This is a genomic window from Enterobacter sp. C6 (assembly GCF_008122455.1).
Lineage (GTDB): Bacteria > Pseudomonadota > Gammaproteobacteria > Enterobacterales > Enterobacteriaceae > Enterobacter > Enterobacter pseudoroggenkampii.
In genome coordinates this window covers 1-21,188 of the sequence record NZ_QPFW01000176.1, presented here as the reverse complement: position 1 = coordinate 21,188, position 21,188 = coordinate 1, and the positions used below count along the sequence as shown (strand labels likewise).

The 21,188-nt window shown below is 61.4% G+C and carries 21 protein-coding genes; 5 read left to right on the top strand and 16 right to left on the bottom strand.

All coding sequences use genetic code 11. The features are described 5' to 3' along the window. The 7 genes from DOU50_RS05675 to DOU50_RS05645 all read right to left on the bottom strand — a co-directional run. A partial coding sequence (locus DOU50_RS05675) for a DUF2955 domain-containing protein (RefSeq protein ID WP_148768998.1) occupies positions 1-553 on the bottom strand: 553 nt, incomplete at its 3' end. 4 nt (positions 554-557) lie between these two features. Further along, complete coding sequence (locus DOU50_RS05670; RefSeq protein WP_148768997.1) at positions 558-1,625, bottom strand: HlyD family secretion protein; 1,068 nt, start codon at positions 1,623-1,625, stop codon at positions 558-560. Then, positions 1,622-2,092 carry a MarR family winged helix-turn-helix transcriptional regulator gene (locus tag DOU50_RS05665; protein ID WP_024908312.1) on the bottom strand — a complete coding sequence of 157 codons (471 nt, stop codon included), beginning with the start codon at positions 2,090-2,092 and terminating at the stop codon, positions 1,622-1,624. The genes DOU50_RS05670 and DOU50_RS05665 overlap by 4 nt, the downstream gene beginning before the upstream one ends. A gap of 151 nt (positions 2,093-2,243) precedes the next feature. Continuing rightward, positions 2,244-2,939: an ArsR/SmtB family transcription factor gene (locus tag DOU50_RS05660; RefSeq protein WP_090419211.1), complete on the bottom strand. Its 696-nt coding sequence runs from the start codon at positions 2,937-2,939 to the stop codon at positions 2,244-2,246. Next, positions 2,932-3,309, bottom strand: a complete 378-nt coding sequence (locus DOU50_RS05655) for an amino acid-binding protein (protein WP_148768996.1) — start codon at positions 3,307-3,309, stop codon at positions 2,932-2,934. Before DOU50_RS05655 ends, DOU50_RS05660 begins: the two co-directional genes overlap by 8 nt. Then, positions 3,302-3,625 (bottom strand): antibiotic biosynthesis monooxygenase family protein, encoded by a 324-nt coding sequence (locus DOU50_RS05650; RefSeq protein WP_090419214.1) that lies wholly within the window; start codon positions 3,623-3,625, stop codon positions 3,302-3,304. Before DOU50_RS05650 ends, DOU50_RS05655 begins: the two co-directional genes overlap by 8 nt. 152 nt (positions 3,626-3,777) lie before the next feature. Next, a complete protein-coding gene (locus tag DOU50_RS05645; RefSeq protein ID WP_148768995.1) occupies positions 3,778-5,193 on the bottom strand; it encodes an aldehyde dehydrogenase family protein in 1,416 nt (471 codons plus the stop codon). Positions 5,194-5,293: 100 nt separating this feature from the next. On the opposite strand from DOU50_RS05645, the gene DOU50_RS05640 reads away from it, so the two are divergent. Beyond that, the gene (locus DOU50_RS05640; RefSeq protein WP_148768994.1) at positions 5,294-6,196 is read left to right on the top strand and encodes a LysR family transcriptional regulator; all 903 of its coding nucleotides are present in this window, start codon (positions 5,294-5,296) and stop codon (positions 6,194-6,196) included. On the opposite strand, the gene DOU50_RS05635 is transcribed toward DOU50_RS05640, so the two are convergent. Then, positions 6,183-6,662, bottom strand: coding sequence for a carboxymuconolactone decarboxylase family protein (locus tag DOU50_RS05635; RefSeq protein ID WP_024909883.1), 480 nt, complete (start codon positions 6,660-6,662; stop codon positions 6,183-6,185). The genes DOU50_RS05640 and DOU50_RS05635 overlap by 14 nt on opposite strands. Positions 6,663-6,763: 101 nt before the next feature. Here DOU50_RS05635 and DOU50_RS05630 point away from each other — a divergent pair, with 101 nt between their 5' ends. Then, a complete protein-coding gene (locus tag DOU50_RS05630; RefSeq protein WP_148768993.1) occupies positions 6,764-8,152 on the top strand; it encodes a PLP-dependent aminotransferase family protein in 1,389 nt (462 codons plus the stop codon). Positions 8,153-8,191: 39 nt separating this feature from the next. Here DOU50_RS05630 and DOU50_RS05625 read toward each other — a convergent pair whose 3' ends face one another. Then, complete coding sequence (locus tag DOU50_RS05625) at positions 8,192-8,353, bottom strand: DUF1127 domain-containing protein (protein WP_032645487.1); 162 nt, start codon at positions 8,351-8,353, stop codon at positions 8,192-8,194. 176 nt (positions 8,354-8,529) lie between these two features. Here DOU50_RS05625 and DOU50_RS05620 point away from each other — a divergent pair, with 176 nt between their 5' ends. Further along, a complete protein-coding gene (locus DOU50_RS05620) occupies positions 8,530-9,948 on the top strand; it encodes a PLP-dependent aminotransferase family protein (protein WP_148768992.1) in 1,419 nt (472 codons plus the stop codon). Between the two features lie 60 nt (positions 9,949-10,008). Here the strand turns inward: DOU50_RS05620 and DOU50_RS05615 are convergent, their stop codons facing one another. Beyond that, complete coding sequence (locus DOU50_RS05615) at positions 10,009-11,130, bottom strand: cupin domain-containing protein (protein WP_024909503.1); 1,122 nt, start codon at positions 11,128-11,130, stop codon at positions 10,009-10,011. Positions 11,131-11,265: 135 nt separating this feature from the next. After that, the gene (locus DOU50_RS05610) at positions 11,266-11,868 is read right to left on the bottom strand and encodes an ATP-dependent Clp protease proteolytic subunit (protein ID WP_024909504.1); all 603 of its coding nucleotides are present in this window, start codon (positions 11,866-11,868) and stop codon (positions 11,266-11,268) included. Positions 11,869-12,152: 284 nt separating this feature from the next. Here DOU50_RS05610 and DOU50_RS05605 point away from each other — a divergent pair, with 284 nt between their 5' ends. Then, complete coding sequence (locus tag DOU50_RS05605; protein ID WP_032649964.1) at positions 12,153-12,770, top strand: response regulator transcription factor; 618 nt, start codon at positions 12,153-12,155, stop codon at positions 12,768-12,770. A gap of 3 nt (positions 12,771-12,773) precedes the next feature. Here the strand turns inward: DOU50_RS05605 and DOU50_RS05600 are convergent, their stop codons facing one another. From DOU50_RS05600 to DOU50_RS05580, 5 genes are all read right to left on the bottom strand, one after another. Then, positions 12,774-18,356: an ATP-binding protein gene (locus tag DOU50_RS05600; protein ID WP_148768991.1), complete on the bottom strand. Its 5,583-nt coding sequence runs from the start codon at positions 18,354-18,356 to the stop codon at positions 12,774-12,776. Positions 18,357-18,365: 9 nt separating this feature from the next. Beyond that, positions 18,366-18,746, bottom strand: coding sequence for a response regulator transcription factor (locus DOU50_RS05595; protein WP_008501346.1), 381 nt, complete (start codon positions 18,744-18,746; stop codon positions 18,366-18,368). A gap of 20 nt (positions 18,747-18,766) precedes the next feature. Beyond that, complete coding sequence (locus DOU50_RS05590) at positions 18,767-19,030, bottom strand: XapX domain-containing protein (protein ID WP_024909507.1); 264 nt, start codon at positions 19,028-19,030, stop codon at positions 18,767-18,769. Then, positions 19,027-19,248, bottom strand: a complete 222-nt coding sequence (locus DOU50_RS05585; protein ID WP_148768990.1) for a DUF1427 family protein — start codon at positions 19,246-19,248, stop codon at positions 19,027-19,029. The genes DOU50_RS05590 and DOU50_RS05585 overlap by 4 nt, the downstream gene beginning before the upstream one ends. Positions 19,249-19,309: 61 nt before the next feature. Then, a complete protein-coding gene (locus tag DOU50_RS05580; RefSeq protein WP_008501349.1) occupies positions 19,310-19,996 on the bottom strand; it encodes a hydrolase in 687 nt (228 codons plus the stop codon). A 219-nt stretch (positions 19,997-20,215) separates the two neighbouring features. On the opposite strand from DOU50_RS05580, the gene DOU50_RS05575 reads away from it, so the two are divergent. Further along, positions 20,216-21,188 (top strand): amidohydrolase family protein (locus DOU50_RS05575; protein WP_148768989.1); only part of this gene is annotated, 973 nt, incomplete at its 3' end.

Genomic DNA, 21,188 nt, shown 5'->3' with positions numbered 1-21,188 from the left:
CGTCGTCTTTCTCAATCAGCGGCGGCGGCTTGCGGGGCTCCACGTCCGGCAGAAGATAGTTCATCAGCGCGCTCAGGCACACCGCCATCACGCTCGCTTCGATGTTGGAAAACAGCAGCGTGTGCCAGTTGGTGGTGGGGTAGCTCATAAAGTTGAGCATCACGCTCTGGCACACCACGCCCATGGACCCGAACAAAAACAGCGGCCCTTTACTCATAAAGCGAAAGCGCATCACGTACAGGGCGAAGACCACCAGCGTCATGATGACCGGCCATTGCGCCAGATAGCCGATGATAATCACCATTTCGACGCAGTTGAGCGATGCGCTGAAGATAAACTGCTTCGCCACGTGGCGGTTAAACACCGGCACCAGCGACAGCAGCATAATCGGGTAGACCACGAAAAATACGCCATAGCTGGTGTTGTAGAAGCTGGAGATGCTGAGCGCAATCATCCCGGCAAAGACGATGCGCAGGGTCTGGCGAAAGTCGTTTGCCGTATAGACGATGTTGCCGTGCGGGGTAAACACCCGCGCCAGGGTAGTAATAGACATCGAACTAATAAACATAGTGAAGCAGGCTCACCAGGTGGATCTGCATCCCGGAGAAGAAGCGCGCAAACGGCCCCTCGCTGTTGTAGAGCTGCACGGTCGCGCGGGCGCCGGTCGGCAGATGCTTCGGCAGCGCCTCGTCCAGCGTCACGTGAATGCGCATCCGCTGAGCGTCGCGCACCCAGCGGTTGGAGGTTTCCGGCTCGGAGAGCTGGCCGTTTACCGCCTCCTGACCGGCAAGGATCCCCGCGTCGCTGCTGGTGACGTGGGCGCGGAAAACGTGCCCCGGGAAAGAGTCGAACACCACGGCGGCGTCGGTGCCCTGATGGGTATGGCGCAGGCTCTTCTCGCGGAAATCGGCCACGATGTCGGTCTGGTTGTTCACCAGCGCCAGCGCGGCGGAACCGGATGAAGCGTAGAAGCCGGGGCTCAACTGCAGGTTACTGACCGTGCCGTCCGCCTGGGCGTAGACCTTCGTCCAGCCGAGGTTCAGCTCTGCTTCATCCAGCGCGTTACGGTATTTTTGCAGCGTCACGTTGCGGTGCTCGTCCCGCTCGCCGCGCTGGATACGCAGGTTCTGAATGTTGGCCTGAATTGAGCTGACGGACTGTTCGCTGCTCTGCCAGGTCGTGCGGACTTTATCCAGATCCGCCTGCGAGACGTTCTGCAGCGTGCTCAGCTTCTGGTAGCGATCAAAAGTCACTTTGTCGTTACGCGCGGTCAGCACGGCGGTTTTCAGGCTGGCCTGCGCGGCGGCGATCTGCGCGTCCAGCTGTTCGTTGGACAGGCGTGCCTGCTCGAGCGCGATTTGCGCCGCTTCCACCTTATTGCGAAACGGCGTGTCATCGAGCTCAAACAGCAGATCGCCTCTCTTCACCTGGCTATTGTTGTGGACATGTACCGCCGCCACATAGCCGGAGACGCGCGGAGACACCGGCGTCACCACGCGCATCACGGTGGAGTCCGGCGTCAGCGGGATCCAGATATCCGCGACGATAAAGTAGACAAACATCAGCAGGAAAGAGGCAATACTCACCCTTACCCAGCGGGCAAACTTTTGTTCAGGGGTCATTATTTTTCGGTCTTGTTATCTTCTTCGCGGATTGTCCGCAAATTGCAGGCGATTTGATTCAACGTGGCGCTGAAAATGTCGAGATGTTCCGGCGCGATGTTTTGCGATACGCGCGCCTGATACGTCTCAATCACCTGAGTGAGCCTTTGTAACAGGGCTTTTCCCTCAGGCGTCAGCGTCAGAAGCCGGATGCGCTTGTCATAAGGCGATACGGCGCGCAGCAGGTATCCCTGCTTTTCCAGCTGTGTCAGGGTGCGCATCAGCGGCGGCAGTTCAATGCCCTGCACCTCCGCCAGCTCACTCATTGAGACGTTATCCCCGAGCTGATGCAGCTGCATCATCACCGTCCAGCTCGACTGGGTTAACCCGGTATCGAGAATGGCCTCGTCGATGACGGCACGCCACTGGCGCACGATCATCGCCATCCGCATGCCCATCGGCCTGCGGCAGAACAGTTCTTCTTCACTCATGGGGAAACCTCTCGTCAGACGCGGCCAAGATAATAGTTATCAGGGTAACTATCAAGAAACGAGAGGCGAAAGCGCAGGAATTGCGAAAAGGGGGGTTCTCCCTCTCCCTGTGGGAGAGGGTCGGGGTGAGGGCATCAGCCCGCAGCGGCGTTTAGCGGCTAAAATGCTTCCTGACGGCACTTTTCCCCGACGCCGTCACCACCACCTCCCGATACCCCGCCACCCGCTGGATCCAGCCTTTACTTTCAAGATGGTCGAGCAGCAACGCGCCGGCTTCTCCGCCCAGGTGAAACCGCCGCTCGCTCCAGTCCAGGCAGGCGCAGCAGGCCTTCCGGCGCGGATGCGCGCTTAACGAAATGCCGAGCGTCAGGAACTGCTCCCGGCCATAGAGTGTCAACGCTGAACCGTCGGCCTCCAGCCAGCCTTCCGCCTGCATGAAATCATAGATCTGCACCGCCACCGCGCCTGCGAGATGGTCGTAGCAGGTCCGGGCTTCGCGCATGGCTTTCGGCGCGCTGGTTTCCGGTGGGGTAATGCGGCTCCAGGAGAGCCCCATCATCTGCTCCACCAGCGCCGCCACGTCGTGCCCGGCAAGACGATAATAGCGATGCCGCCCTTGCGACAGGCAGGTAATCAGTTGCCCTTCAACCAGCCGGGAGAGATGCCCGCTGGCGGTCGACGGCGCAACGTCAGCCGCCGCGCTCAGTTCGGTGGCCGTCCACGCCCGTCCGTCCATCAGGGCACAGAGCATCTTCACGCGCGACGGATCGGCCATTGCTGCCGCCACCGCGGCAATCGCCTTTTCCAGCAACGCGCTGTTGTCAGGGGGTAAACTCGTCTTAAGCATGGGCCGCCCAGGGTTCGGTGATCTCAGCGGCCAGCTTATCATCATCCGTCAGCAGAATAAGGTGATTCGCATGGTCACTGTACTGAGTCAGGATAGACACACCGCGTGCCGCCAGCGCCGCCGCGATCTCGCCCAGCTCGCCAGGGCGTTCCTGCTTAAGCTTTCTGATCACCGGCTGTCGCACCGCCTGTACGGTAAACCCGGCGTCGAGCAGCACGCGTCGCGCTTTTTCCCCGTCTTCCACCAGGAAATGGGCATGTGTACCAAATACGCCACCGCCCTCCAGCCCCACGCCGTTGCGGCCCAGCAGCTGCCCAAAGCGCGCCAGTTCACCCGGGATATCGCGAAAAATGACATGAACGTCATACATCGGCATGCCCTCCGGTTTCAGAGGTATATTCCCGCACGAGCTGCACCACCCGAATGCGGTAGTACGCAAAAATCGACTCCCGTCCTTCGGCCTGCGCCGCCTGATGAAAGACGTTCTGCTTCCAGCGGCGGACGGCCTCTTCATCCCGCCACCAGGAAAGGGAGAGGATTTTGCCGTCGGTCGTCAGGCTCTGGAACCGCTCGATATCAATAAAACCGTCAATGTCCGCCAGCAAAGGCTTAAGCTCTGCGGCAAGCTGAAGATAGCGCGCCTGATGGGCAGGCGCGGCTTTGGCTTCGAAAAGGACTGCGATCATGGTTTTCTCTCCGTTGTGATGTTGGGGAGAGAATGCAGGAGGGAAAAGCACAATGCTTCGGCAAGGAGCGAAGTGTTGTGCCGGATGGCGCTGCGCTTATCCGGCCTACGGGCTCATGTAGGCCCGGTAAGCGCAGCGCCACCGGGCAGGTTTTATCCCACAATCGACCGCGGCTCCATAAACGCCCGGATCCCCCACTCGCCCATCTCGCGCCCCAAACCGGAGTGCTTAAACCCGCCGAACGGCGCTTTCGGTTCATGGGCCAGGGTGTTCACCAGCACGCGACCGGAAACAATCTGCTGCGCCACGCGTCGCGCGCGGTCAACATCGCCGCCCAGCACCATCGCGCTCAGGCCGTAGTCGGTGTCGTTGGCAATGGCGATCGCCTCCGCCTCGTCCTGATAAGGGATTACGCACAGCACCGGGCCGAAGATCTCGTCGCGGGCAACGGTCATCCGGTTGTTCACGTCGGCAAACAGCGTCGGACGCACAAACCAGCCGTCCTGCGTGCCTTCCGGCCGCCCTTCACCGCCCGCCAGCAGGCGTGCCCCCTCTTCGAGGCCTTTACGGATATAGCCCTGCACCCGCAACCACTGCTTCTCGCTGACCATCGGGCCGACGTCAGTCGCACTGTTGCGCGGGTCGCCGGAGTTCACCGCCGCCACGGCCTGCGCCAGCCCGGTTTCGATCTCCGCCTTGAGCGAGTAAGGCACCAGAATGCGCGTCCCGGCCACGCACGCCTGCCCGCTGTTCATAAACCCGGCCTGAATCACCAGCGGGATCGCCTGCGCCAGATCCACATCATCCAGCAGGATCGTCGGCGATTTACCGCCCAACTCCAGCGTTACGCGCTTAAAGCTTTCCGCCGCGTTGCGCAGGATCGCCTTGCCGGTATTCGTGGAACCGGTGAACGAGATTTTTGCCACGTCCGGATGACAGCTAATCGTTTCGCCGACCGTCTCGCCGCGTCCGGTGACGATATTAAAAACGCCCGGCGGCAGCGCGGCATCGCGCAGCGCTTCAGTGACAATCCGCGTTTGCAGGGCGCTCATTTCACTCGGCTTGATCACCGCCGTGCAGCCCGCGGCGAGCGCGGCCGCCAGCTTGCCGCAGATAAACCCGGCATCGCTGTTCCACGGCGTAATCAGCCCGGCCACGCCGAGCGGCGTCATCTGCACCGTTGCGGCACCTGCGGGGGTGACAAACTCAAACGCCTCCAGCGCCTCAATGGCCTGAGCAATCACCTCTGCCGGATAGCTGGCCATCCACGCCGAGCGCGAGGCGGGCGCGCCGTACTCTTCAATGACCGCTTCCAGCAGATCGTCGTGGCGAGCGGCCACGGCGGCGTGCATGCGCTTCAGCGCCGCGATGCGTTCCTGCTTTGTGGTCTGCGACCACGCCGGAAACGCCGCTTTCGCCGCCGCAATGGCGCGCGCTGCGTCGACCTCATCCGCCAGACGAACCTGGCCGATGACCCGCGCCGTCGCCGGGTTGTACAAATCAAACCACTCGGTGCCGTGCGGGGTAACAAATTCGCCGTTAATAAAGATCTGTTCGATGGTGTGCATATAAACCTCCTCAGGCTGTGTGAGCACAGTCTGGCACGGCTTCTCCGTTGCGATAATCCACGCTATGCTGCATGGGTTGTTTCGATTTTCAGGATAATCTATGCATCGTTCAGGTCTGACAGAGCTGGAAGTGGTGATGGCGGTGGTGCGGCGCGGCAGCTTTCGCGGCGCAGCGCAGGAGCTGGGGATGTCCGCCACGGCGGTAAGCAATGCCATCGCCGGACTGGAGAGCCGCCTTGAGACGCGGCTTTTCAACCGCACCACCCGCAGCGTGGCGCTCACCGACGCCGGGCAGCGCTACGTGGCGCGTATCGGCCCGGCCCTGCAGGAGATCCGTCTCGCCGGGGAAGAGATCCACAGCGACACCGGAGAACCCGCCGGCACGCTGCGTCTGAACGTGCCAAACCATATCGGCACCCTGTTTCTGGACCAGCTGCTGATCGACTTTATGATCCGCTACCCGAAGATGCGCGTAGAGACCGTCAGCGAAGCGCGAATGATCGACATCGTCGCGGAAGGCTATGACGCAGGGATCCGCCTTGAGGAGTCTGTGCCGCAGGACATGATCGCCGTGCCGCTGACCGGGGAGATCCGCCAGCTGGTCACCGCCACGCCGGACTATTTTGCACGTCACGGCATTCCGCAAACGCCGGACGATCTGCTTTCACATCAGGGGATCGGCATGCGGATGGCCCACGGCGGGATCTACCGCTGGGAGCTGGCGCGTCGGGGGGAAACGTACGCCCTTGCCGTGCCGCCGCGCTTTGCGACGTCCGATCTTTTTGCTTCGATCCGCGCCGTGAAAGCGGGATTAGGGGTGGGATTTTTACCGGAACTGTATATCCGTGAAGAGCTTGAGCGTGGAGAACTGATGAGCGTCCTAAACGACTGGGCGCAGCCGTTTGCCGGGCTGCGCCTGTACTATCCCGGCCATCGCCACGTCCCGCCGGGACTGCGGGCGCTGGTGGCGATGGTCCGCGAGCGCGGGATTATTCCAGGTTAGCCTTATTCAGCCCGTACGCCGCATCCAGCGCGCCGGGTTCCATGCGGGAGGTGATCCCCAGACGGTTCCAGGCGTTGATCGCCACGATGGCGAAGTTCAGCTCTGAAATCTCCACGTCCGAGAAGTGCTCCGCCACGCTGCGGTAGAGCGCATCGCTCACGCCGTGAACGCCAATCTGGGTCAGCGCTTCGGTGAACGCCAGCGCCGCTTTCTCGCGGGCGCTGAACAGCGGGGACTCGCGCCAGGCCGCCAGATGGTACAGGCGCAGCTCGCGCTCGCCGGCGATTTTGGCCTCTTTCGAGTGCATATCCAGGCAGAAGGTGCAGCCGTTCAGTTGCGACACACGAATGTCGATCAGGTGCTTCAGCGCCGGGTCGATGGAGGTTTTTGCCACCTCCATGCTCAGGGCAGACAGCGCGTTGGCGAGGGCAGGTGTAACTTTATGGTGGTTAACGCGAGTGCTCATTGTCTTTCCTCTTTTTGTGCGGCATGTGTCATGCGATGGGGCAAATCTACGCCGTTCATGACATAGTAAAAAGATACAAAAAGCGTGAAATGAGGTAGGACATGAAGCCGGGCTATCACGAGATTTATTCCCGCTATCGCGACAACATCACGCGCGGCGTGCTGAAGCCGGGCGACAGGGTGCCTGCTATCCGCGTGCTGGCGGAAGAGCTGAAGGTGGCGCGTAAAACCGTCGAAACGGCGTACGCCATTCTGACGGGTGAAGGGTATCTGGTGAGCCAGGGCGCGCGCGGCACGCGGGTTAACCCGGACTTACTGCTGCCGGATAAGACTGCCCCTGCGGAGCAGCCCACCGGGGCGCTTCCGGCCTCGCTCATCAGCCAGCGCGAGCGGGCCGGGTTTCTGCGCCCCGGCATCCCCGCCCTCGACAGTTTCCCGTATAAAAAGTGGCTGCTGCTGGCGGGCCAGGCGACACGGGCCATGCGTCAGGAGGAGATGCTCAACCCGCCCGTTCTGGGCTGGTATCCGCTGCGCCAGGCCATCGCCAGCTACCTCAACATCTCGCGCGGGCTCTCCTGCACCGCCGAGCAGGTGCTGATCACCAGTGGCTACAGCGGCAGCCTGCGGCTGATCCTCGACACCCTCGCCAGCCGCAGCGACAAGGTGGTGTTTGAAGATCCGGGCTATTTTATGGGCCAGCAGCTGCTCAAGCGGATCGTGCCGCGCCTGCACACCGTGCCGGTCGATCGCTGCGGCATCGACACGGACTACCTGCTGCGTCACCATCGCGACGCCCGTTTTGCCATCGTCACCCCGTCGCACCAGAGCCCGCTGGCGGTCACGCTCTCCCTGCCGCGTAAACAGCAGCTGCTCGACTGGGCCAGCCAGAACGAGGCGTGGATTATCGAAGACGATTACGACGGGGAGTTTCACTACACCCGCAAGGTGCTGCCGTCGCTGAAAAGCCTCGACCATCACGACCGGGTGATTTTTATGGGTACCTTCAGTAAAACCATCATGCCGTCGCTGCGCATGGGCTACGTGGTGATGCCCGCCAGCACCGTCGGGGCCTTTACCGACTGCGCGGATATCACCACCAGCGGCCAGCCGGTGCTGACGCAAAAGATCCTCACCGCGTTTCTCAACGAAGGGCATTTTTTCCGTCACCTGAAAAAGATGCGCGCGCTGTATCAGACCCGACGCGACTGGATGATTGCCGCCCTGCGCGAGGTGTATGGCGATCTGTTTTTCACCGAGCAAAACGACGGTGGAATGCATATCGTGGCGTTCCTGACCAGAGGAAGCCGTGACCGGGAAGTGGCGCGCTGCTGGCAGGAACAGCAGCTGCAGGTCAATGCGCTTTCGGAGTGGTATCGCGGGTCCGGGAAGCGCTACGGGCTGGTGATGGGGTATAACAACGTGCGGTCGTATGAAGAGGCGGTGGCGCTGCTGGAAAGGCCGAAGCGGCAGACGTTTGCGCTGTTGCGCTGAACATCGCCGGGTGCGGCTTCGCCTTACCCGGCCTACGGTTTAAATATCATTGCGCGACAACCCAACGTCCTTGAGCTGCTCGTCGCTCATCTGGCTCAATATGCGGCGGGTACGGTTGATGCGATACCAGTTGCAGATCGTTTTCCCGATCCAGACGAACACAATAAACGGACGTTTTGAACGATTCTCGTAAAATTCCATGATGCTCTCCTCACTGTGTCAGTGGGGTTATCATCCCGGAAATACACCCGTGCAATACAGATGCAAAAACACCTTTTGTTTAACATACAGATCCGCTAAAACAGTATCTGCATGGCAATTTTCGCAGCAATCTGTACTGGTTTTATAATCTGTATGGTGAAAACAAAGGATACAGCATGACACGCTACCAACATCTGGCCAATCTTCTGGCTGAACGCATTGAGCAAGGGCTGTATCGCAGCGGCGAACGTCTGCCGTCGGTGCGCACGCTGAGTCAGGAGCACGGCGTGAGCATCAGCACCATACAGCAGGCCTACCAGATCCTCGAAAACCTCCAGCTGATCACGCCCCAGCCGCGCTCCGGCTATTTTGTCTCACCGCGCAAAGCCCAGCCGCCCGTCCCGGCGATGACGCGCCCGGTGCAGCGCCCCGTGGACGTTACCCAGTGGGATGAGGTGATGATGCTGCTGGACGCCCGCGCCGACAAAGAGATGATCTCCTTTGGCGGCGGTTCGCCGGACATTAACCAGCCGAGCCTGAAGCCCCTGTGGCGCGAGATGAGCCGCATTGCGCAGCATAATCCCGGCGAGATGCTGAGCTATGACGTGCTCGACGGGCGCCTGGAGCTGCGTGAGCAAATCGCCCGCCTGATGCTCGACGGCGGCTCCACCGTCTCGGCAAGCGACATTGTCATTACCAACGGCTGCCACGGCGCGCTGTCTATCGCCCTGCTCTCGGTGTGTAAACCGGGGGATATCGTGGCGGTGGAATCGCCGTCGTTTCACGGCACCATGCAGATGCTGCGCGGGTTTGACATCAAGGCAATTGAAATTCCTACCGATCCCGAGACCGGGATCAGTATCGAAGCGTTAGAGCTGGCAATGGAGCAGTGGCCGATCAAGGCGGTGATCCTGGTGCCCAACTGCAATAACCCGCTCGGATTTATCATGCCGGAAACGCGGAAAAAGCAGGTGCTGGCCCTCGCCCAGCGGCACGATATCGTGATTGTCGAGGATGATATTTACGGCGAGCTGGCGGCGGAGTACCCGCGCCCGCGCACCATTCATTCGATGGATATCGACGGCCGCGTGATCCTTTGCAGCTCGTTTACCAAAACCGTGGCGCCGGGCCTGCGCGTCGGCTGGATTGTGCCGGGACGCTACTACGACCGGGTGATGCACATGAAATACGCCGCCGGCGGGTTTAACGTGCCGGGCACACAGATGGCGGTGGCGGCGTTTATTCGCGACGGTCATTACCATCGCCACGTGCGCCGTATGCGCCAGATTTATCAGCAGAATATGGAAACCTACACCTGCTGGGTGCGGCAGTATTTTCCGGCAGAGATTTGCGTCACGCGCCCGCAGGGGAGCTTCCTGCTGTGGATTGAGCTGCCGGAGAAGGTCGATATGGTGTGCGTCAGCAAGCAGCTGTGCCGGCTGAAAATCCAGGCCGCGGCCGGGTCGCTGTTTTCCGCCTCCGGGAAGTACCGCAACTGCCTGCGGATCAACGTGGCGCTGCCGCCGACGGACAAAAATCGCGAGGCGCTGAAGAAGCTGGGCGAAGCGATTGTGATTGCGATGGAGGAGGGCTAGTGCGGCCTGATGTCCTCACCCCGACCCTCTCCCACAGGGAGAGGGAGAAACCGTGCCGCACTACTCGTCGAAATACCAGTACCCCTGGTTAATCAGCCCGGTGAGCTCCTCGACAAACGCCGGGTTTTTCAGCGCATCGCCCAGCTCGGCCTGACCGAGTTCGGTGAAGCGGCACAGCGCATCCGCCGCCTTCGCGTCAACCGTCTCCAGCTGTTCGCTGTTGATGAAGAAGCTGCCGTTGATGTTCAGCACGCGCAGGCCGCTCAGGCGAGACAGCGTTTCGCCGCCCTGCAGCGCGTCCAGCACCTCTTCCGGCGCGTACGGCGGCTCGGCGGCGGCGATATCCAGCTCGTGGCGCGGCGTGGAGACAAAGCTGCCGAACCATTTTGTGAAATCATCCGGCTTGCCAATCATGTCGATCATCATCTGACGAATGCGATCCAGCTCGTACTGCTCGACGCGGCCCGGGTGTTCACGACAGGTCAGATCCGGATCGCTGTAGTGCTCACCGCCCAGATCGTTTTCCAGCGCATAATCGGCGAAGCTGCTGATCAGATCGCGACCGTTCGGCCCGCGGAAGCCGACGGAGTAGTTGAGCGCCGTTTCATGGGTAAAACCGTCGTGCGGGAATCCAGGCGGAATGTAGAGAATATCGCCCGGGGCCAGATCTTCGTCGATGATCGGCTCGAACGGATCCACATGCAGCAGCGCCGGATGCGGGCAGAACTGACGCATCGGCAGCTTGTCACCCACGCGCCAGCGGCGGCTGCCCATCCCCTGAATGATAAACACGTCGTACTGATCGATATGCGGACCCACGCCGCCGCCCGGCACGGAGAAGGAGATCATCAGGTCATCCAGACGCCAGTCCGGCAGAACGCGGAACGGACGCACCAGCTCCGCCGCGGGCATATGCCAGTGGTTCACCGCCTGCGCCAGCAGCGACCAGCCGGTTTCGCCCAGATCGTCAAAGTGCTCGAATGGGCCGTTGCTGGCCTGCCATTTGCCGTTGAAATGGCTCACCAGACGGCTATCGACCTCCGGCTCCATCGCCAGCCCCGCCAGCTCGTCCGGTGTAATCGGGTCGACAAAGTTCGGGAAGGCATTTTTCAGCACGACGGGTTGTTTTTGCCAGTATTTCTCAAGAAATTCCGGCCAGTTCAGGTTCAGTTGATACGCCATGGGTAGCACCAGTAAGAGGGGAAACAGGCGCGATTATAGGCAAGAAGGCAGAGGGGGAACTTGTCATGGGTCAAACCCGCACGTGTAGGTCGGGTAAGACGAAGCCGCCACCCGACACAAACACGCCGCGAAAACTTAATCCAGCTTCAGTTCGTCATAATGGGTAATCAGTTTACCCACGATACCGTAGTCCAGCGCTTCCGCCGGCGACATCCAGAAGTTGCGGTCGGTGTCTTTTTTCACTTTTTCCAGCGGCTGGCCGGTAGCGTCGGCGATCAGCTTGTTCACGCGATCCAGCATGCGGATGATCTCGCGCGCTTCGATCTCAATATCCGTCGCCTGACCGCGCACGCCGCCCAGCGGCTGGTGGATCATAAAGCGGGTATTTGGCAGCGAGTAGCGGTGCTCTTTTTTCGCGGCCAGGAAGATAGTGATCCCGGCGCTCGCCACCCAGCCGGTGCCGATCACGTGCACTTCCGGGCGAATGAATTTGATGAAGTCGTGGATGGTGTCGCCCGCTTCCACGTGACCGCCCTGGCTGTTGATGTACAGCTTGATCGGATCGTTGCTGACGCTTTGCAGCAGGATCATCTGGGTGATCACTTTCTGCGCCAGCTCCTGGTTGATCTCACCGGAAATCACAATCGAACGAGACTCCAGCAGTTTTTGCTGCAGAGCGCCCGCGCCGTTTGACCCTTCCGCCTTTTCCTTGTCGCTTTCTTTCAGTGTGTAGTGCATTGTTATGTCCTCAGCATTTAGCGCTCAAAACCAGAGTGTAGCCTGTTTTACCGATCAAAGTCCTCACCGGCAAATCACGAGGGAGCCCATGCACATTGCCCATGTTGCACGCGTTTCGTTCCTTCACCGCCCCCGCCCGGATCGCTATACTTCATATGATTATCATATTGTTAAATGATAATCATATTTAATGTGTTAAGATGAAAGTCAGCATAAACAGTCCCTTACGTCACTCCTGGGGGCTGTTTGCATCCTCGACATGTAAAACAGCACCGGGGCGGTGAATGGAACACATTGTGTATGTGGTTGATGACGATGACGCAGTCAGACAGTCCGTGATTGGGCTGCTGGAATCCGCAGACTTAAACGCCATCGGCTTTTCATCGGCAGAAGCGTTTCTTCAGCACCGCTTTGAAGAGCTCCCTTCGTGCGTGGTCCTCGATATGCAGATGCCCACCATCTCCGGTTTTGATGTAGCAGATGCCCTCAAGGACAGCGGGCGCGAGATCCCGATTATTTTTCTCACCGGCCACGGCACCATCCCGATGTCGGTGCGCGCCATTAAAGGCGGCGCTTACGAATTTCTTACCAAACCCGTCGAATCCACCGCGCTTATCGACGCCATTGAGTCCGCGCTGCAGCTGGCGGAAAACAACGCCGAGCGCAATAAAGAGCACTACGCCCTGAAGCAGCGCCATCTCTCCCTCACGCCGCGCGAACACGAGGTGCTCACGCTGGCGATAAGCGGCATGCTGAACAAGCAAATTGCCGCCGAGCTGGGCGTCAGCGAGATCACGGTGAAAGTGCACCGCCGCCGCGTAATGGAGAAAATGCAGGTGCGCTCCGTGGCAGAGCTGGTCAGGGCCGTTGAGCGCCTGACCAAAAGCCAGCCTGCGGAGTAACGTTTACCCTGCCTGTACCGCCAGCGGCAGCGCAAAGGCAAACACCGTGCCGTAAGGCTCCCGGCGGCGCGCGCTCAGCTTCCCGCAGTGGCGCTCGATGATGCTGGCGCTGATGGTCAGCCCCATCCCCATCCCCTGCGCTTTGGTGGAGTAGAACGAGTCAAAGATCTGCTCCAGCCGCTCGGGCTCAATGCCGCTCCCGGTATCGGCGATCTCAACGATCGCTTTCCCGTCCGCGTTGCTGGTGCTGAGGGTGATGGTGCAGGCGCGATCCTTCACCTCGGCCATCGCCTCAACGGCGTTCATCACCAGGTTAAGCAACACCTGCTGGATCTGCACGCTATCGCCGGTGATAAAGCTGTCCTGCGCCTTCAACAGGTAATCAACGCTAATGTGTCGCTGCTCCAGCTCGCTGCGGGAGAGCGCGATGATATGGTGGATTAGATAGTGCAGATCGATGCGCGAGAAGGTGGGATCCTGCTTGCGGGTCAGGGACTGGATGCTGCGAATGATCTCCCCCGCCCGCGCGCCTTCCGCGGCGATCTCTTCCAGCCCTTCCCGCACTTTATCCAGCCGGGCCGGCTCCCGGCTGAGCCAGCGCAGGCTCGCTCCGGCGTTAGAGACGATCGACATCAGCGGCTGGTTGATCTCGTGGGCGATGGAGGAGGTCAGCTGCCCGACGGTGGTGGCGCGGGACACCCTCGCCAGATCCGCCTGCGCCACCCGCATGGCATCCTCCGCGGCGCGCTGGCTGGTGATATCGGTAATGATGCCGTAATACTCGTTCACCTCGCTGCCCACGCCCACCGGATCGCCAATCCCCAGGATATAGCGCGTTGAACCGTCGGTACGCTTGACCCGAAACTCCGCGCGCATGGAGAGCCCTTCGCGCACGCTCTGCGTGACGATGGCGCTGATGCGGGCGTAGTCGTCTTCATGAACGAAGGTCAAAAACTCCGCCATGGAGATCATCTTTTGCTGCTCGGGCAGGCCGAGGATGCGGGCGTACTCCTCCGAGACAAACATCAGATCCTGCTCCAGCTCCCAGCGCCAGCTGCCGGTGTGGCTGATCTGCTCGCCCAGCATCAGCGAGGTCTGGCTGGCGCGCAGCTCTTTTTCCACCCGACGGCGCTGGATGTTCTCCCCCAGCAGCTCGGCGTACAGCCGCGCCGTCTCCAGGGACACCGCGGCCTGCGCCCCCAGCAGGCTCACCACGCGAGAATGCTCGGCGGTGAAGACTTCCGGCATCAGGCGGTTTTCCAGGTAGAGCACGCCCACCAGCCGCGCCTGTTTGAACATCGGGACGCACATGACGGCCGCCCCCGAGGTCACCAGATAGGGATCCTGACTGAAGGGGTGAAACTCCTCCGGCTTACCGGTGCGGATCTCCTGCCCGGTGCGGATCACCGCCGCCAGCACCGACAGGGGCATGTCGGTCGCCGTCGGCACGTCTTTCAGGATCCGCACCCGCACGCCTTCGGTGCTGGTCCAGGCGCTGGCCTCGATCTCCGGGATCAGGTTATCGCTCACGCGAAGCAGCAGGCCGCGTTGCGCCCCGGCGCGTTCGAGGAGGATCGTCATCAGGTTTTCGATTAAGCGCTCGAGGTTGATCTCTTCCGACAGCGCGCGGGAGGCTTTGATGACGCTCTGCAGATCGCGGATGGTCTCGTTCTGGGCGAACGCCACCGTGTCATAGGCGCTCGCCTGCCCGGAGGCCAGCAGATGCGGGAAATCCTGCTCCAGCTGGCGCACCTTGGCCTGCGCGCCCGCCCGGCCCCAGGCGGCAATTGCGCCGCGGAAGTGTGCGTCCGAGGCGGTTGGGTAGCCGCAGGCCAGCGCAAAGCGGCCCGCCAGCTCGTGGGCCAGGGCATTAATCGGATTAAACCCGCCCTCGCGGGAGAGTCGGACCGCCTTCTCGTACTGCTCAAGCGCGATGCTGTTCATCCCGTCCAGCCGCACGATTTCGGCGTAGATCAGCGCCTCTTTATCCGCGAACGTGCCGGGATTAATGCGCGCCCAGAGGGCGATTTTGTCATAGTGGGCGTGAATGCTGCGGCGGTGGTTCGCCGAGAAGGTCTCCGGCGTTAACTGACGCGAAAGCGCCAGCGCGCTGTAAAGATGGTAATCCAGCAGATGGATGTGCCCCGGCGCAGACCACGCGTACCACCCCGCCATCTCCAGATCCGCCTGCGCGTCGGCATACTCGCCGCAGGTAAAGTGGGCCATGCCGCGGTAGAGCCAGTACCAGAACAGCATGGTGGAGGTCTGCTCCGGCGCCTGCTCTGGCGACGCGGGCAGCAATGCCTCCGGCAGCACCTGCGATGCGGTCCAGGTGCCGATAACCGGCGTGCGCAGGAACTCAACGTAGCCGCGCTGGACCATCAAAATGGTCTCCACGTCCTGGAAGTGGGTTTTACGCACGAACGCCAGGCCGCGATCGATGCTGGTCAGCACCCCGTCCAGGTGATCGCCCCGGGAGAGGAAGTTAATCACCTGGTGGCAGGCCGCAAAGCAGGCCATCGTCATATCCCCGTGAGTCACCGCCGAGGTAAAGCAGGCCTTCGCGCACTCGATGGTAAACGATAAAGGCTGGGTCCAGACGCTGAGCTGGTCAAGCGGCAGCAGGGTTTTGGCTTCGAACGCGTCGTAGCCGTGGCGATTCACCAGCTCGCGGGCCAGGGTGCCGTATTGGAACCCGAGGCGATACTCGGCGTAGCGGTGGCCCATCAGCACGCCAAACCAGGCCATCGCCGTGGTGGAGGCGCCGGTAATACCGTGGTCGAGCGTCAGGTGCATCATGCGGCAAAGCAGCAAAAAGTGCAGGCGCGGACAGATGAAGCTGGCGCAAATGCTGGCGCTGTAGAGCAGGTTCATCACCGCTTCGGTTTCCGGGTTCTCCATCCGCGAGAGCGGGGCAAACAGGGTTTGCGGCGCGTCGCCCGCACGGTTACAGAAGTGTTCCCAGGCCTCGTCGCAGTCGGCATCTTCCGGATAGCGGCCGATCTGAATACCAAATACCCCCAGCCAGCAGAGCGCCGCCTCCAGCGCCAGACGGCTATCCGACTGGCGAATGTACACTTCCACCAGCAGATTGGCCGCCAGCGCCTTTTCGGTCAGCGCGCCGGGGCAGCCGAGAATGGCGTCACACAGCTCGCGGGTGCGCGCCAGGTGCCCCAGCGCAAACTCGCAGCCCGCCTCTTCGATATCGAGCATAAAGTCTGACACCGTCCCGGCGTTGCCCAGCGCTCGGGCAGTCTGGATATAGCTCAGCGCCGAAAGATAATCCCCCGAGCGTTTCGCGCGTCGCGCGGCCAGCAGGCTCAGCTCGCGGAACCTCTGGCGCTGCGGGGCGGGCTGGATGCTGTCCAGCGCGGCCGTGACGTGATGTACGGCGCGAAACAGCAGCTCGTTCCCCGCCGCCTGCCGCGCGGCGTCGGCCAGCAGGCTGGCGGTGGTCAGATGAAGATGGCCTTTCTCATGCCGATCCAGCAGCGCAAAGGCGGCCTCCTGCACCCGGTCGTGGGTGAAGGAGTACGCTTTCTCCGTCAGCACGATCAGCTGCGCCATGACCGCCGGATGCAGCGCGTAGCGCATTTCCGCCATCGATATACCGACCACGCGGCAGATCATCTCCATTTCGCCCGTGCCGCCGAGGCAGGCAAGGCTACCCAGCAGGCGACGCGTCTCGTCGGGCAGCTCTTCCAGCTTCTCCAGCACCAGGGTGACGACGTTTTCGGTGTAATGCCGGGCGCGGATCGCCTGCAGATCGTAGTGCCACTTGTCCTGATATTTGTTGTGCACCACCAGCCCGTCATCGACGATGCGGCGGAAAAATTCGTGTACAAAGAGCGGGTTGCCCCCGGTCTTTTCATGGATAAGCGTGGCGAGGTCGGTCGTCGCCGTGCTGCGGGTGCGAAATACCGTCCCCAGCCAGCGGGAGACGGCTTTGACCGACAGCGCCTGCGGGACAATTTCGCTCGCGTGCTGCGCCGCCTCCGGCAGGCTCGCCAGCTGCTGTTGCAGCGTGGGTTCGGACAGCGAACCGATATCGCGGTGAGCCACAACCACCAGCAGCGGGATCGCGCCGCAGTTCACCAGCAGGTAGTTGAGCGTATGCAGGCTGGCGGCGTCGCTCCACTGGAGATCGTCGAGCACCAGCACCAGCGGACAGCCCTGCGAGGCAAAGGTTTTCACCAGCACCAGCACCATATGGCTGAAGCGCGCCCGGGCATCAATGGAAAACGTATCCGCCGGGAAGCGCGGCTTGCGCTCAAGCAGCAGGCCCAGTTCGGGCACGAGGCTGACGGCCAGCGCCTCGTGTCCTTCCAGGGCGCGAGAAAGACGGATTTTCCACTTCGCCACCTCGTCCGCCGGCAGGCCCAGCAGGTGCAGGGTCAGGGGGCGGAATGCGGAGCTTAATACGCCGTAGGGCAATGACGGTGAAAACTGATCCACTTTGCCCACCGCCAGCAGCACCGTACGCTGCTGGAGCGTTTTTAACGCCGTCGCAATGATGGAGGATTTGCCGATCCCCGACGGCCCGCCGATGCTCACCAGCTCCGGCACGCGGTTCTGCCCCACCCGCTCAAACGCGGCAATGACGTCATTCGCCTGCGGATGCGTCGCGAACAGCGAGTCCGCCAGAAGAATAGCCGGGGTGCGGTCCTGCTGGCCGGGGGTAAAGGCGACGATCTCGCCCTCGCCGGTCAACGTCGCCTGGCAGCGGCGGAGGTCGGCAATCAGCCCGTCAACCGTCTGGTAGCGGTTATCGGGGTGCTTCTCCAGCAGCTTCAGGATGATGGTCGACAGCATTCCCGGCACGTCCGGGCGAATCGCATCCGGGGCCAGCGGCGCCGAGGCAATATGGTAGTGCGCCCAGTTGGTCCGATCGTCCTCCCCCAGTTCAAACGGCAGGCGTCCGGTCAGGAGTTCATACAGCACCACGCCGAGGCTGTAGAGATCGCTGCGGCCATCGACGGGGCGCTGGGTGCGGGAGGTGTGCTCCGGGGACATATACGCCGGCGTGCCGCCTGAAACGGCAAGCCGGGTCTGCGCGAAGGCGCCGGAGAGGCTGCATGAAAGGCCAAAGCTGCCCAGACGGCAGGTGGCATCGTGATGAACAAAAATATTGCCGGGCTTGATATCGCCGTGGATCAGGTTTTGCAGATGCATCTGGCGCAGAGGAACGCAGATCTGGATCGCCAGCTCGATAAAGCGCGCGATCCCCGAGATCGCCCTGCCCGCGCGCCGCGCCAGCAACTCAAACGAAAACGGGGCGTACACCAGCGCGAAGCGTCCCCGGTACTGGGTGGACGCGACGGCGCGAATGGCCCAGCTGTCCTGCAGCGCGTCACGCAGCGCAAACTCGTTTTTCAGCAGCCGGGTGGCACGCTCTTCCTCTTCGTCGCTGACCGCGGTGGCGATAATGAACGAGCCGCCGGAATGAGGATGTCGCGCGTGCATCCAGGCGATTCCGCCCTCCTGCGCCAGCACGGTAAAAATCACATCCTCTTTAAGGACAAAAACCCGCCCCTGGTGAAGATTTCCCTGGGCGGGCCAGAATGCAGGCTGCTCGTGTTCGTTCATCCGCGATCCTTATTGTCGGCGGGCCAGCTCCCGCTGAATATGATCCAGCAGAATATCGATGTTAATCGGCTTACGCAAAAAAGCAGCGGCGCCCAGACCGAGAGCGTACCGCTGCATATTTTCATCAGCATGACCGGAGATAAAGAGCACGGGCGGAGGCGGTACGGCCAGCAGCCGCAGCTTGTCAAACAGCTCAAGGCCGCTCATGCCCCGGAGCTTGATATCGGTGATCACCAGCGCCGCGCCGGACAGGGCAAGCGGATGGCTGAGAAATACCTCTGCCGAATCAAACGTGTCGGTTGAATAGCCTTCCGACTCCAGGAGATTACTCAACCCGCTGCGGACGGAACGTTCGTCATCAATGATGGCAATGCGCCACGGCAGCGTCATGCTGTTATTCCTCTAACCAGTCATTTAACGTCGCGAGGGTCCTTCGCAGGCGCAGGGGGCGCCGTGCCGCTGATTTTCGGTACGCATTCGTGACGAAACCAGGCGAGGGTGAGCGGTTCGCGACTCAGTAAACGTCGTCCCACCGGGATGAGCTGTTCACCCACCAGCATGCCAAACAGGCCAAGCAGGGCGACAACCGGCGGTGCCGGGGAATGGACGTCGAGCAGAGCGTAAATTACCCCAGCAACCACGCCGCACACCAGCGAAATTATCCATGCTTTCATGATGACGCTCCCGTCTGCGATGTCGCCTGCGGAACGGTCACCTTAGGAGGAGGCGCGCCGTCGCGGGATAAGAGATGGCGCGTCGCCTGTTCACCCGCCAGCATCCCCAGCAGGCCAATCAGCGCCAGCGCGGGCGGCGCGGGGGAGCGCACCTTCATCACGGCATACATCAGGCCAATCAACACGCCTGCCGCAAGGGATATCAGCCCAGTACTCATCGTGAACTCCAGAGAAAGAGGCAGCGGCGAGCCGGATGAGGGACCAGCCCGCCGACGGGACTTAGCGAGCCGGGACCGGCGCTAAGGTGCGGTGCTCGCTCTTCTGGCGAGACGGCGCTTTATGCACCATGGTGTAGGCGTAATCCACGCCCATGCCGTACGCGCCGGAGTGCTCGCGCACGATGTCCATCACCGCGGTGTAGGTCTCTTTACGCGCCCAGTCGCGCTGCCACTCCAGCATCACCTGCTGCCAGGTCACCGGGATCACGCCCGCCTGGATCATGCGCTGCATCGCGTAGTCGTGGGCTTCTTTGGAGGTACCGCCGGACGCGTCCGCCACCATATAAATTTCGTAGTCACCTTCCAGCATCGCGCACAGGGCAAAGCTGTTGTTGCACACTTCGGTCCACAGACCGGCCACCACGACCTTCTTCTTGCCGTTGGCCTTCAGCGCATCGCGCACCTTCTGGTCGTCCCAGGAGTTCATGGAGGTACGCTCCAGGATGTCCTGACCCGGGAACACGTCCAGCAGCTCAGGATAGGTATTGCCGGAGAAGCTTTCGGTCTCTACGGTGGTGATGATGGTCGGGATGTTGAACACCTTAGCCGCTTTCGCCAGCGCCACGGTGTTGTTTTTCAGCACCTGGCGGTCAATCGACTGCACGCCAAACGCCATCTGTGGCTGGTGATCGATAAAGATGATCTGACAGTTCGCAGGGGTTAACACTTCGAGCTTTGAAGAGGTCATAGCATTTTCCAGTGGTTAAGGGTAGAAATCGCCGCGAGTGCCACGGCGATAAAGTCACCCTCATCCTGCGGTTTTCCTTCTCCGCGCGTAATTATCTCTTCGTATAGTTAACCTTAGGTATAGTTATACTTTGGTATACCTATCCTATTGTATAACTGGATCTTTGCCGAAACCGGTTCCCATAATCCTGACCATTCCCCTCTCAGTCAGGAGCAGTTTATGGTTACCCTCGGTAAAGCCGATCTCATTCTGGTTAACGGCCAGTTTCACACCGTCGATCGCGAAAACCCCGTCGCGGAAGCCGTTGCCGTGCGCGATGGAAAATTTCTGGAAGTGGGTACCGTCGCCGAGGTGATGCAACACCACGGCGACGGCACCAAAGTGGTGGATTTGAAAGGCCACACCGCCATCCCCGGCCTCAACGACTCGCACCTGCACCTGATCCGCGGCGGGCTGAACTACAACCTCGAGCTGCGCTGGGAAGGCGTGCCCTCCCTGGCCGACGCCCTGCGGATGCTGAAAGAGCAGGCGCTGCGCACCCCGTCGCCGCAGTGGGTGCGCGTAGTCGGCGGCTGGACCGAGTTCCAGTTTGCCGAGCGCCGCATGCCAACCCTGGACGAAATTAACGACGCCGCGCCGGATACCCCGGTCTTCATCCTGCACCTGTACGACCGCGCCCTGCTCAACCGCGCCGCGCTGAAGGTGGTCGGCTACACCAAAGACACGCCAAACCCGCCGGGCGGCGAGATCCAGCGCGACGCCAACGGCAACCCGACCGGGATGCTGATTGCCCGTCCGAACGCCATGATCCTCTACGCCACGCTGGCGAAAGGGCCGAAGCTGCCGCTGGAGCAGCAGGTCAACTCCACCCGCCAGTTCATGCGCGAGCTTAACCGTCTGGGACTGACCAGCGCCATCGACGCGGGCGGCGGCTTCCAGAACTACCCGGAAGATTACGAGGTGATTGCCAAGCTGCACGAGAAAAAGCAGATGACCATCCGCATCGCCTACAACCTCTTTACCCAGCGTCCGGGCCACGAGCTGGAAGACTTTGAAAAATGGACCGACATGCTCACGCCGGGCCAGGGCAGCGACTTCTTCCGCCACAACGGCGCCGGCGAGATGCTGGTCTTCTCTGCCGCCGATTTTGAAGATTTCCTCGAACCACGCCCGGACCTCGCGCCGGGCATGG